We start from the raw sequence: 12,728 nt of genomic DNA, 5'->3' as shown, positions 1-12,728 counted from the left end.
TGCTGCATACAGAGGATGAGTTTAGAACGGCAGCACCGTTTGTTTCGCGCTGGTGACGTAAAATCGAGTTCGTGTAAATGCTGATTAGACACTCGATGAGAGGGACCAACCTACGGAGCGAACGCGATTGAACTACGTGCCCTCCGTTCGGGCCGGTATATGCCAGCAGACGAGCCAAACCCGTGTTCGGGATAATTTCCACAGGAACATGGAAGGAGACTTCGGTCCGCTCGATGTAACCGCTCGGGGACCAGGAGAGCCCGAGGTAGTGATCGTTGCCCGCGTTCATGGCGACGAGCGGAGCGGTATCCGTGCGGTGACTCGCCTGCGCGAGGCCGACCCTCAACCTGCAACGAGGTGTTGCGTTCGTCCTCGCCAATCCAGCGGCGACCGAGGTCGGCTCAGAGAAGGTATGCAACATGATGACTTTCTTTATTTCCCTCGGCTGTTTCTGAATTACTCGATATAGAACCTGCGAATCGATCATTGTGGTCGATAGATCTTTATTCCAACTCGAGTATTTCGCGTATGGCCATTGAAGCATCATTTGCTACTACAGACGGTGAATTCCCGCTTGCAGCCGTTTTTTCGGAGTTGCCAGATGCGCAAATCGAATTAGACCGTGTTGTCCCGACGGACAAGGCGGTTGTTCCGTATTTCTGGGTGAGGGACAGTGACGTTGCAGAGAGTGAACTTGGCGAAATCGAGCATCCTGGCGTTCACGATCTTCGTGTGATCGATGACGTTGCTGGTGAAGCCCTTATCCGCATTGACTGGGACTTCGACTACGAGAGCGTCTTAACTGCGATCCTCGAAACAAATGTCATACTGGTCTCAGCCATTGGGAAGCAGGATAAATGGACGTTCGAAATACGTGGCGACGAACAACAAGCTGTCTCCAACTTTCAGTCTTACTGTCGCAGTAACGAGATTCCAATCAAACTCACCCAGCTTCATGCCCTTGCACCCTTACGATCAGGGCAAGAGTATGATCTCACTGAGGCCCAGCGAGAGGCGCTGACGCTCGCATATGCACGCGGGTACTACGACTCTCCACGGGAAGTAGCGCAAACAATGGTCGCTGACGAACTCGGGATTACACGACAAGCGCTGGCCTCCAGATTGCAACGAGGTACCAGACGGCTGATTGGGAGTACCTTAGTCAGCCCGGCCAAATGAGTATATGAATTGGTTACCTACGCAAAAGTCACATTCAAACACTGTTCGTTCCTGTGAAACAGTATGGTCGGAAATGTCGGGTACGCCATCATAACACAAGGCGTCTGCTGCCTGGAAATTGCTTTTGGGGTGAGACTCATACAGGTCACTAGAGGTACATCTCTCGGGAATATAGACGGAAGCGCGTCATCTACCCTTCGCGACAGAGGCTATCTATCATTATAAAACCATGTCTGCCAATACGACAGATAATGAAGGGTACAGGAATCTCTGGCCACGCATTATTTCTGCCGTCGGAGGCCTGTTTGTCGCGATTGCTGTCTGGAGAGTTTTCTTTAGTGCACTCGAGGAGACGTCACTCACCCCCGCGGTACTCGATTTCTTCAAGATTGGTCTCCCTGGTATTGTACTTCTGTACGGTGGGTATCGGCTGCATCATTCCGGAGTCCACCCGGAGACGTACTCACAGATTGCAATCTGGTGTTTAGGCGCGGTAGGAGTGATGACAGTCGCCATCTCTTTGCGTATCGTTGACCCCAGTGTGACTACTGACGGGGTGCTCTGGTCGATTACGATTACGATGGCAATCGGTATTCTCGGTGGCTTCGCAATTGGTATGAACGAAGCTCAAACTACGACCCGCGCTCGTGAGGCAGAACAGCACAATCGTGAGGTCAAACAGCACAACCGTGAGGTCAAACAGCACAAACATCGGCTTCAACAACAGAACGAGCGCCTTGAGGGATTCTCGAAAATGCTCGCACACGAACTGCGAAACCCGCTGGCAATCGCACAGATACGCCTCAATGATTTCGCGGACGGTAACGACGAGGCGTTCGACGAGGTCGAGCAGGCGCACAACCGTATCGACGAGATCATCAGTGTTCTTCTACTGACTGCACGGGTAGATGAAGCAACTCTGGAGGGAGAGGTGGTGGCGATTTCAGACGTGGCCACAGACGCGTGGGCGGCGCTGGTATCAGGACAAGCACGGCTTGTGATCGAAACCGAACAGATAATCTACGTCGATCCGGTTCACCTCTACCATTTACTCGAGAATCTGTTCTCAAATGCGATCGAGAATAACCATGAGGGTGTGACCGTTCGTATCGGTGATCTTGACGGAGGGTTCTACGTTGAAGATAATGGCCGCGGAATCCCAGAGGAAGACCGCGGCGCCGTCTTCGATGCTGGATACACCACTGGTGAAGTTGGTATTGGGTTTGGCCTCTCGTTTGTTGCTCAGATCACCAACGCCTACGGCTGGGAGTGTGACCTCACTGAAAGTGAGTCGGGTGGGGCGCGATTTGAGTGGACAAGCGTCGACGTCGCCGCTACATCAGAGGAGTCAATCAGCTCTGCCTAGTGATTGGCTGGTAGAAACTGACCCGAACAGGTGTGGAATACCGAACAATATGCTATCTCCATTAACGCCAAAAGAAATGCTGCCACCTGCTGTTGCGTCCCTCTCCAATCAACTCTCTCACAAATCCGAACCCCAGTGCAGCCAGGTACTTTACCATCTATAGATCGATTATTGTTCAATGAGGTATAATAATTTCCCCTCTGGATAGAGCGATAGGGGAGCCCTCTCTATTGGGCAATCACCACTCCTTGAAAGTCGGCTTCAGTCCGTGCTACATTCGCACCTTCTCTCTTGCAGAAACTCAACAAACTACCGAGTTGCTATCAGAAGTGGTGTGCTAGATACAGAGGGTGAATTCAGCACAATAGCGCCATTTATTTCACCCAGTCAGTTCGGAACCAACTGAGACATACGGCTGCGAACTAAGCAGGTGTATCCTCAAACGAGTTGTTAGCTATGACGTTCCTTGTTATTGTTTGATTGATAGTATTATGTGGTATGTTAACGTTTGCGTTGAATGCTCTAACTGAAAACGACAGTTGGGGGATTGAGGAAAGAGAATATGAGCCAAAATACAGACCCAGTTAAAGGTCTCTTGCGCCGAACAGTCCTGAAAGCGAGCGCGGTCACAGCGGGTGCACTTGCCATGAGCGGTCCTGTGTCAACTGCTGATGACGGAGACAACGAGAGTGACACCAACGGTGAGGACGGCGCCATTGACGAACCGGACGGCTTCGAAGTCGATATCCTCGCAGAGCACGCCCCTTTTCCTGACGAATTGGCGGCGACGTTCTCGCACACGTTTGCTGAAACAGATCACGATGACCCCGGTGTCCCCATCGGTGCGCATCAAACGCTGGACAGTGAGTCAACCATGATCGTCGCCGATGTCAGGTGGGAGCCAGGCGGGTCGTCCGGCTGGCACCACCACCCAGGAGTGGTGCTCGTCAGCATGCTCGAAGGTGAAGTCGAAGTCACGTGGGAGAGAGATTGTGTCCCTCGCACCTACTCGGCAGGTGATGGATGGTTCGATCCCGGAGTGGTCCACAATGCTGATAACCTGAGCGACGATGAGCCCGCCCGAGCATACGCGATCTTCCTCGGGGTTCCCGACGGAGAACCTGCGACGATATGGGTCGAACCAGTTGAGTGTTGACGCCCCGCTCCAGATATTTGGCGGTTCGTGCTCGAGTGAGCCGGCGCCACGAACAAAAGGTTCAATTCGGTGATTCCGTCCCTGATATTCAGCGCACAATCCAGACAAATTTTCGATATTCTGTGGCCGGTGTGTTATCTCGTTTCTCTACACTAAGCGATTGTAATGTCTTCCGAGTGATCGTTGATCCATGCTGCATTCGCGCCCTGTATTCAGCACGCCCCCAGGTTCCTGTAAAATTTAAACATTCTACAGGACCTTTTAGAGGGTCGAGTTGGGACACTCGAGATCGATCGCAGTCAAGTACACGGGAGCTGCCGCTACGGGACGCCGTTCCAGTGTACGGAAGAAACTAGAACGAACGATGTGAGGAGAGAACGATTCAGGGTAGCGGATCGGACCCCTGATTTGTCCCTGACTCGTCGCGTTCACGGTCGCTCGAGTGGCTCGACCCCGACCCGGTCGAGTCGGACCCTCCCGTGCCGGCCGACGAACCCGATTCGGACCGAGAACTCGAGGTCGTTCCCTGATTCGTTCGAGATTCCTCGCGGTTGAGCGGCCGCCCTGCGCCGCCAGTCGAAGAACCGGACTCGAGTGCCGACGGTTCGTCGCCCGCGCCGCTCTTGAGCGCCGTCCCTTCGTCGAAACTCGCGGCGTGTTCTTCGCGCTTGAGTTCCTGGACGCTCCGGCGGGTCTCCGCGACGTCCTCCTCGAGGTCCGTCAGTCGGCCGTCGAGGCCCTGCAGGATGTCGCTCTTGAGGGTCTGCCGGTCGAACTGGCGGGCAGCTTCCTCGCCCGCGGCCACCGGAACGGTGTACAGGAGCGCGAACGTTCGGCCGAACTGCCAGATAGCGATCCCGAGGAGCACGAGGATCACGGTTATTACCGGACTCGTCACCTCGAGCGCCTCCCCCGGACTGGTCGGATCCGAGAACAACGCGCCGATCGACCCCGACAGGCCGACCATGAGGCCGAGCGCGACGAGTACGAACCCGCCGATCAGCGAGCCGGTCACGATAGCCCGATACTGGAGCGTCCGCGTGAGTACCTTCGCAAGGTCCATACGCGAGTGAATCTCACTCGAGCGGTATAGTCACTTCGGGACTGCACCGGAGCGGGGCGCGTTTATTCACCGATGAAGGTCGCTTATGAACTCACGAATATCGCTCTATACGGGTATTCGGAGGAGGAACGGACGGTTCCGTCCGACTAACCAGATCCGACGCTGTCCGAGAAATTCATTCGATATCGAGTTGGAAATTGTAAGCATCGTTCGCAACCTTCTTTATTCGATGCGGTGTCCACGAAGACACAGATGGCAGTACTCTGGCTGGACGAGATCAGCGCCGACGACATCGAGACTGTCGGCGGCAAAGGTGCCTCTCTCGGGGAACTCACGGATGCTGGGTTGCCCGTCCCACCCGGGTTCGTCGTCACCGCCGGGACCTATCGACGCTTCATCGAGGACGCCGGCATCGACGAGGAACTGTTCGAGGTCGTCGACGTCGACGTCGAAGACTCGGCCGCGCTCGCGAGCGCGGCCGACGGCGCCCAGGACCTCATCCTCGAGACGCCGTTCCCCGACGAGCTTCGCGAGGAAATCCTCGAGTCCTACCGCGAGATTGGGGGTGACGAGGAAGCCTTCGTCGCCGTGCGCTCGTCGGCGACGGCCGAGGACCTCCCGGACGCCTCCTTCGCCGGCCAACAGGAGACGTTCCTGAACATCACCGAGGACGACCTGCTCGACCGCGTCCGCCGGTGCTGGGCCTCGCTGTTCACCCAGCGGGCAATCTACTACCGACAGGAGCAGGGGTTCGACCACTCCGTCGTCAACATCGCCGTCGTCGTCCAGCAGATGGTCGACGCCGAGACCTCGGGCGTCATGTTCACGAGCCACCCCTCGACCGGCGACCCCACCATGATCATCGAGGCCGCCTGGGGACTGGGCGAGGCCGTCGTCTCCGGGGCCGTCTCCCCGGACAACTACGTCGTCTCCCGCGAGGACGGCTCGATCGACGTCACCGTCGCCGAGAAGAAGGTGATGCACGTCAAAGACGAGGCGACGGGGGAAACCGTCGAGCGCGAGGTCGACGAGGACCGCCGGAACGCGCGGGTGCTCTCCGATACCGACCTCGAGCAACTGGTCGAACTCGGCGAGCGCGTCGAATCGCACTACGACACGCCCCAGGACGTCGAGTGGGCGATGGTCGACGGCGACATCTACATGCTCCAGTCACGGCCGATCACGACCATCGATGGTGGATTCGAACCCGACGTCGAAACCTCAGGGCTCGACCAGTCCGGAGTCGAGGCGGACGCGGCGACCGGCCTCACTGATGGCAGCGGCTCACAATCGGTCGCCGGCGGCGAATCCGGCGACTCGGGCTCGAAAACTGGTGAGGTCATCGTCGACGGCCTCGGCTCGAGCCCCGGCACCGCCAGCGGCGCCGTCCGGATCGTCCGTAAACTCGACGAACTCGACAAGGTCGAATCGGGCGACATCATCGTCACCGAGATGACCACGCCCGACATGGTGCCGGCGATGAAACGCGCCTCCGGCATCGTCACCGACGAGGGCGGCATGACCAGCCACGCCGCCATCGTCTCGCGAGAACTCGGCGTCCCCGCGATCGTCGGCACCCAGAACGCGAGTACCGTCCTGGAGGACGGACAAATCGTCACCCTCGACGGCGACAAGGGAACGGTCCTCGAGGGGGCGAGCGAACCCGATGCGGACCGCGAACCCGTCGAGGAGGTCCGGCCGCAGTCGCCGGTCAAGCCGATGACGGCCACGGAGGTCAAGGTCAACGTCTCGATCCCGGAGGCCGCCAACCGGGCGGCCGCCACCGGCGCCGACGGCGTCGGCCTGCTGCGCATCGAGCACATGATCCTCTCGCTCGGCAAGACGCCCGCGAAGTACATCGAGGACAACGGCGAGAACGCCTACGTCGGCGAACTCATCGAGGGCGTCCGAACGGTCGCCGACGAGTTCTACCCGCGCCCCGTCCGCGTCCGCACCCTCGACGCCCCGACCGACGAGTTCCGCGAACTCGAGGGTGGCGAGGGCGAACCCGCCGAGCACAACCCGATGCTCGGCTACCGCGGCATCCGCCGCAGCCTCGACCGCCCGGACGTCTTCGCCTACGAACTCGAGGCGTTCCGCCGGCTGTTCGAGATGGGCTACGACAACGTCGAGATCATGTTCCCGCTGGTCAACGACGCCGAGGACGTCTTCCAGGCCAAGCGGCTCATGCAGGAAGCCGGCATCGACCCCGAGAAGCGCAAGTGGGGCGTGATGATCGAGACGCCAGCCTCGGCGCTCTCAGTTGGCGATATGGCCGAGACCGGGATCGACTTCGCCTCCTTCGGGACGAACGACCTCACCCAGTACACCCTCGCGGTCGACCGGAACAACGAGAACGTCGCCGACCGGTTCGACGAACTTCACCCGGCCGTTCTCCGCCTGATCGGGGACGTGATCGAGACCTGCCGCGAGCACGACATCGACACGAGCATCTGCGGCCAGGCGGGCTCGAAGCCCGAGATGGTCCAGTTCCTCGTCAACGAGGGCGTCAGCTCGATTTCGGCGAACATCGACGCCGTCCGCGACGTCCAACACGAGGTCAAGCGCGTCGAGCAGAAGCTGTTACTCGAGTCCGTACGCTAGAACTCGAGTCGGCAGACCGTTCGGGCGGCTCGACGCCCTGATCGCATCGGCTCGCTTGAACAGTACACTCGATTTAGTTCTCGACCGGGCTCCGCTTTCCGGCTTCGTCCACGACACGGTCGTCGTCCTCGAGAGCGAGCGCCGAGTCCTCCCGGTAAAACACCCGGAGCGTATCGACGGTGTCCTCGGTCCGGGCCAGCTGGGTGAATCCCAGGTCGGTGAAGATCGGCTTCCACTGCCTGAAATAGAGCGGAAAGTCCTCGACCTGTGTGGTCCGTAACAACTGGTCGCCGTCGGGCTCGTTCTCCTTCGTCACCAGCAAGTTGTCGGTCACGCGGCCGATTTCGCCGAAAACCCACTCGTTGTCTGGGTGGATGTGCTGGAGGGCCTCTACTGAGAAGACGACGTCGAACTGGCCGTCCTCGAGTCGCGGGAGGACGTCCTCGAGCGGTTCCCAGTAGAAGGTTCCGTCCTCGGCTAACTCGGGATAGCGCTCAGCCATGACGTCGCTGGCGTCCTCGTTCAGGTCGATCCCGTGGAGGTTCTCGTAGCCGTGCTCGCGGAGGTGCTCGAGGTGACGACCGGCGCTACAGCCGACCTCCAGGATCGTCGCGTCGCGGTCGACCCGCGCGTCGAGCACCGAACGGATCGATTCCGTGCCGCCGGTCGTCCCCATGTCGGCGTAGAACTCCGGCGAGTAGACGCCCGAGCGCTCCGCCCAGCGTTCCTGGACCTCATCAGGGTCCATTCGCCTCGAGTCCATCGAGAGTAACAGGGTGCCGAAGGCGCCGAGGGCGGCCTGCGGGCGGGTGCGAAGGTAGGTGAGCGTGCCCTCGTCCGCGAGCGCCTCGCGCTGGCGATCGATGGTCGCTCGGATCCACCGGGTGATCGCCGACAGTCTCGTCATACCGGGCGTACGGCGTGGCATCGTAAACACCTGTGGTCTCGGGGTCGCCCCTATCCGTCCACCCGCCGGTCGCTTCCTACCTGTCGACTCCGTTGGTCGTCTCATCCCTCGTCGCTCGTTTCCAGTCGGCGAGGCCGACGACCTCGCCGTCAAGCACGTCCGGGTCGCACTCGGTCGCCGCCCAGACGAAGAGTTCGGCCACCGATACGGGGTCCCGTCCCTCGCCACCTGTTAGGTTGGTGCCGACCTGGCCTGGATCGAGACAGCCGACGACGGTGTCGGTATCGGTGTCGGCAGCGAACCCGCGAACGACCGCCTCGGCGCCCGCTTTCGAGACGGCGTAGGAGCCGTAGCCCAGCTTCCCGTCGCGAGCGACCGAACCCGTCGGCACAAGCACGCGACCGCCGTCGCTCAAGTGCGGCAGGGCTTCCGTGATCGTGGCGAACACGCCGCGCGCGTTCGTCCGCCAGTGGTCGTCGAACCGGCTGTAAGACTCCTCGTCGATCGGCGTCTCGCCTGCGTTCCCGTGATAGACGCCGGCGCAGGCGACGACGACGTCGATCCCGCTCTCTGGTCCGGCTCTCGAGGCGGTCTCCATCAATCGCTCGCAGTCGAACTCGTCGCGAACGTCGGTCCGGAGACCCGTGACGGCCCCGTCGGTCCCCGAGGCGAGGTCCGCGACCGCCTCTTCGAGTTCGGCGGCGTCTCGAGCCCCGACGACGACCGTCCACGCCTCCGCCGCGAAGGCCGCGGCGACTGCTCGACCGATTCCGCGCGTCCCGCCGGTGACGACGACCGTCCGTTCGTCCATGCGCGACCCACGGCGGCCAGTTACTCGAGCGTATCGACTCGCCGTAGCCAGTTACGCAAGCACATCGACCGGCGAAAAAAGACCTCCTACGACAGCGACACCTACGTAGGTAGGCACACGTTTATCACCGATCCAACACTACTTTGGGACCATGCACTCGCTCGCGGGAGAGTCGGTCGTCGTAATCGGGGCCGGGATCGGCGGGCTGTCGACGGCGTGCTACCTCGCGAATGCCGGGGCCGATGTGCAGGTCATCGAGAAGAACGAGCAACTCGGCGGTCGAGCCAGCCGCCTCGAGAAAGACGGCTTTCGCTTCGACATGGGGCCCTCCTGGTACCTCATGCCGGACGTGTTCGAGCGGTTTTTCGCGACGTTCGACCGCTCGCCGAGCGACTACTACAGCCTCACCCACCTCGATCCACACTACCGGATCTTCTTCAAGGACGGAGACCGGGTGGACGTCACGCGCGACCTCGAGCGGACCAAAGCCGTGTTCGAATCCTACGAAGATGGCGCCGGCGAGGCGTTAGAACGCTACCTCGAGAAATCGAGGGAGAACTACGAGGTCGGGATGGAACACTTCGTCTACGAGGACCGCGAGCACCTGCGCGACTATCTGGACCTCGACGTGGCCCGCCATGCCCGCGGCCTCTCTTTGCTGGGGTCGATGCAGGGCCACGTCGAGAACTACTTCGACCACCCGAAGCTCCAGCAGATAATGCAGTACACACTCGTCTTCCTCGGCGGGTCGCCCCGGAACACCCCCGCGCTGTACAATTTGATGAGCCACGTCGACTTCAACCTCGGCGTCTGGTACCCCGAGGACGGCATCGGCGGGGTCATCGACGGAATCGCCGACCTTGGGCGCGAACTCGGCGTCACCTACGAGACGAACCGGCCGGCGACCGAGATTAAGGGCCGCGAGGGGGCGTTCTGCGTCGAGACCCCAAAGGGACCTCTTGAGACGGATCTGGTGGTTAGCAACGCCGACTACGCCCACACGGAGCAGGACCTGCTCCCACCCGAGAAGCGCGGCTACGACGCCGACTACTGGGCGTCGCGTACCTACGCCCCCTCCGCGTTTTTGTGCTACCTCGGTGTGGAGGGTGACGTGCCGGACCTCGCTCACCACACCCTCGTGCTTCCGACGAACTGGGAGCACCACTTCGAACAGATCTTCGACGAGCCAGCCTGGCCAGACGACCCGGCTTACTACCTATGTGTCCCCTCCGAAACCGACGACACCGTTGCCCCCGAGGGCCACAGCAACCTGTTCGTGCTCGTCCCGGTCGCGCCGGGACTTGAGGATACCCCCGAGATCCGGGAGGAGTACCGCGACTTCGTCCTTGCGGACATCGCCGAACACACGGGCACCGACCTCCGGGATCGAATCGTCTTCGAGGAGACGTTCTCCATTGAGGATTTCGCCGACCGGTACAACAGCTTCGCGGGCACTGCGCTGGGGATGGCCCACACCCTGCGACAGACGTCCCTCTTTCGGCCACCACACCGCTCGAAAGAAGTCGACGGCCTCTACTTCACCGGATCGTACACCACACCCGGCATCGGCGTCCCGATGTGCCTCATCAGCGGCGAACTCACGGCCGAGAAGGTGCTCGAGGATTTCGGTACAGACGGCGCTGGTACCTGACTCGAGGTGACCACGATGGCACCGACCGACACACAGGTCCGAAGCCAAACCATGGTGAACCGACACTGTCACTCGGCGGTGACGGCGCCGTTGCCAGCGAGGGAATCGTTCCCCGGTGAGCCACCGTGACCGCCAACCGACGCTCCTCGAGCGAGCGCCCGATCCTCGACCCGCTCGCGTACCTGGTGACGCTGTCTCGACCACGGTTCTGGCTGTACCTCGCCGGGCCGGTGCTGGTGGGAATCGCCTACGCCGCCGAGAGCGTCGGGGAACTGCTGTCGCTCACCGCGCTCGTCCTGTTCGCGTACTTCCTGGTCCCGGCGAACGTCTTCCTGTACGGAATCAACGACGTGTACGACCGGGAAATTGACGCCGAGAATCCGAAGAAGGACGGTCGCGAAGCGCGCTACGAGGGGCAGCGATTCGTTCCCGTTGGCGTCGTCGCGTGCGCACTCGTCCCGCTTGTCCTGCTCCCGTGGCTGCCGGCGCCGTCGTGGCCCTGGATCGCCGTCTTCCTCGTGCTGGGTGCGGGCTACAGCGCCCCGCCGCTTCGATTCAAGACGACACCGTTGCTCGATTCGGTCTCGAACGGCCTCTACATCGCCCCCGGCGCGGCCGCCTACGCTGCCATCTCTGGCTCCCAGCCGCCGATTCTGGCCCTCGTCGGCGCCTGGCTCTGGGCGATGGGCATGCACACGTTCTCGGCCGTTCCCGACATCGAACCCGATCGCCGGGCTGGGATTCGGACGACCGCGACCGTGCTGGGAAAACGGCGCACCTACGCCTACTGCGCCGCCTGCTGGCTCGCCGCCGCCCTCGCCTTCGGGGCGCTCGACTACCGTCTAGGACTACTGCTCGGCATCTACCCGTTCTTCGTCCTGGGCGTGGCGACCTCGAGCGTGGCCGTCTCGCGGGCCTACTGGTGGTTCCCGGCGATCAACACGGTCGTCGGTATGGCGCTGACGATGGGCGGGCTCTGGGGGGTGTTCTATGGCTGACGGCGGGACCGCGGCAGCTCCGAATCGGGCAGGCAGAGAACGGATCCAGCGTCGCCTCGAGACGCTCGTCCTGGAGAATCGCTTCACTATCGCCGTGATCTTCCCGCTGGTGGGCGCAATTAGCCTCGTCGGGAGCGCCGAAGGCGTAATTCCGGAGCCGTTCGCGTACAACCCGCTGTTGATCCTCTTCGGCACGCTCGTGATGCGCTCGCCCCTCGTGGTGGGTCTCCTGCCCCGGATCGGCTGGCGGGCGCTCGGCTGGCTCGGCCTGCTCACGGCCTACACCTACGGCGTCGAACTGCTGGGCGTGCGTATCGACTGGCCCTACGGCGACTTCGAGTACGCAATCTCGCTCGGACCGATGCTCTTCGGGGAGATTCCACTCGCCTTGCCGCTGTTCTTCGTTCCGCTCGTACTCAACGCCTACCTCCTCACGGTGCTCGTCTTCGGCCAGCGGGCCACGAACCCGCTGGTCCGGCTCCCGGCCGCCGTCGTCGCCGTTGTCGCCGTCGACCTCGTGCTGGACCCCGCCGCCGTCTCCATCGGCTTCTGGGCGTTCGAGACGGGCGTCTACTACGGTGTTCCGCTCTCGAACTACGTCGGGTGGCTCCTCTCAGGGACCGTCGCCGTGGTTCTCGTCGACCTCGCTTTCGACCGCGAGGCGCTGCTCGAGCGCGTCCACGAGTGTCCGTTCATCCTCGACGACCTGGTGAGTTTCGTGCTCCTGTGGGGATCGATCAATGTCCTCTACGGCAACTGGATCGCCGCGGCCGTCGCTGGCGTCTTCTGTCTCGGCCTCCTGCGAACCGGCCGCTACGACCGCACGATGGTGGCGAACGCCGTTCCGAAGGGGATCCGAAGCCGGGTGCTCGAGTAGCGCGTCGACAGAATCGCGACGAATCATCGTCCGTCAAAGTGAGGAGAACGCCGAGGCTCTAACCAGTACTGATCCACTAATACTATAGGAATTATATTAAAAGCCGCTCGAGCGCT

At 61.3% G+C, this 12,728-nt stretch carries 10 protein-coding genes; 7 read left to right on the top strand and 3 right to left on the bottom strand.

What is annotated here, in order from left to right; genetic code table 11:
- The first annotated feature begins 528 nt into the window (after positions 1 to 528).
- The 3 genes from AC6I65_RS07185 (at position 529) to AC6I65_RS07175 (ending at position 3,701) form a co-directional block, all read left to right on the top strand.
- On the top strand, positions 529 to 1,179 hold the full coding sequence (locus AC6I65_RS07185) for a helix-turn-helix domain-containing protein (RefSeq protein ID WP_497901249.1): 651 nt from the start codon (positions 529 to 531) through the stop codon (positions 1,177 to 1,179).
- 229 nt (positions 1,180 to 1,408) lie between these two features.
- The gene (locus tag AC6I65_RS07180; RefSeq protein ID WP_497901248.1) at positions 1,409 to 2,545 is read left to right on the top strand and encodes an ATP-binding protein; all 1,137 of its coding nucleotides are present in this window, start codon (positions 1,409 to 1,411) and stop codon (positions 2,543 to 2,545) included.
- A 562-nt stretch (positions 2,546 to 3,107) separates the two neighbouring features.
- Complete coding sequence (locus AC6I65_RS07175) at positions 3,108 to 3,701, top strand: cupin domain-containing protein (protein WP_497901247.1); 594 nt, start codon at positions 3,108 to 3,110, stop codon at positions 3,699 to 3,701.
- Positions 3,702 to 4,083: 382 nt separating this feature from the next.
- Here AC6I65_RS07175 and AC6I65_RS07170 read toward each other — a convergent pair whose 3' ends face one another.
- A complete protein-coding gene (locus AC6I65_RS07170) occupies positions 4,084 to 4,764 on the bottom strand; it encodes a hypothetical protein (RefSeq protein WP_497901246.1) in 681 nt (226 codons plus the stop codon).
- Positions 4,765 to 5,016: 252 nt separating this feature from the next.
- Here AC6I65_RS07170 and ppsA point away from each other — a divergent pair, with 252 nt between their 5' ends.
- Entirely contained in the window at positions 5,017 to 7,368 is a 2,352-nt protein-coding gene (ppsA, locus tag AC6I65_RS07165; RefSeq protein WP_497901245.1) for a phosphoenolpyruvate synthase, read from the top strand.
- A 73-nt stretch (positions 7,369 to 7,441) separates the two neighbouring features.
- Here the strand turns inward: ppsA and AC6I65_RS07160 are convergent, their stop codons facing one another.
- Positions 7,442 to 8,275 (bottom strand): class I SAM-dependent methyltransferase, encoded by an 834-nt coding sequence (locus AC6I65_RS07160; RefSeq protein WP_497901244.1) that lies wholly within the window; start codon positions 8,273 to 8,275, stop codon positions 7,442 to 7,444.
- A 76-nt stretch (positions 8,276 to 8,351) separates the two neighbouring features.
- Positions 8,352 to 9,086: an SDR family oxidoreductase gene (locus AC6I65_RS07155; protein WP_497901243.1), complete on the bottom strand. Its 735-nt coding sequence runs from the start codon at positions 9,084 to 9,086 to the stop codon at positions 8,352 to 8,354.
- Positions 9,087 to 9,237: 151 nt separating this feature from the next.
- Between AC6I65_RS07155 and crtID the strand changes: the two genes are divergently transcribed.
- The 3 genes from crtID (at position 9,238) to cruF (ending at position 12,612) form a co-directional block, all read left to right on the top strand.
- The gene (gene crtID / locus AC6I65_RS07150; protein WP_497901242.1) at positions 9,238 to 10,737 is read left to right on the top strand and encodes a bifunctional phytoene desaturase/3,4-desaturase; all 1,500 of its coding nucleotides are present in this window, start codon (positions 9,238 to 9,240) and stop codon (positions 10,735 to 10,737) included.
- A gap of 125 nt (positions 10,738 to 10,862) precedes the next feature.
- Entirely contained in the window at positions 10,863 to 11,735 is an 873-nt protein-coding gene (locus tag AC6I65_RS07145) for a prenyltransferase (protein ID WP_497901241.1), read from the top strand.
- Positions 11,728 to 12,612, top strand: a complete 885-nt coding sequence (cruF, locus tag AC6I65_RS07140) for a bisanhydrobacterioruberin hydratase (RefSeq protein ID WP_497901240.1) — start codon at positions 11,728 to 11,730, stop codon at positions 12,610 to 12,612. Before AC6I65_RS07145 ends, cruF begins: the two co-directional genes overlap by 8 nt.
- Positions 12,613 to 12,728 lie beyond the last annotated feature (116 nt).

Source organism: Natronosalvus sp. KLKA75, assembly GCF_059736265.1.
This window is presented reverse-complemented; position numbering and strand designations above follow the sequence as displayed.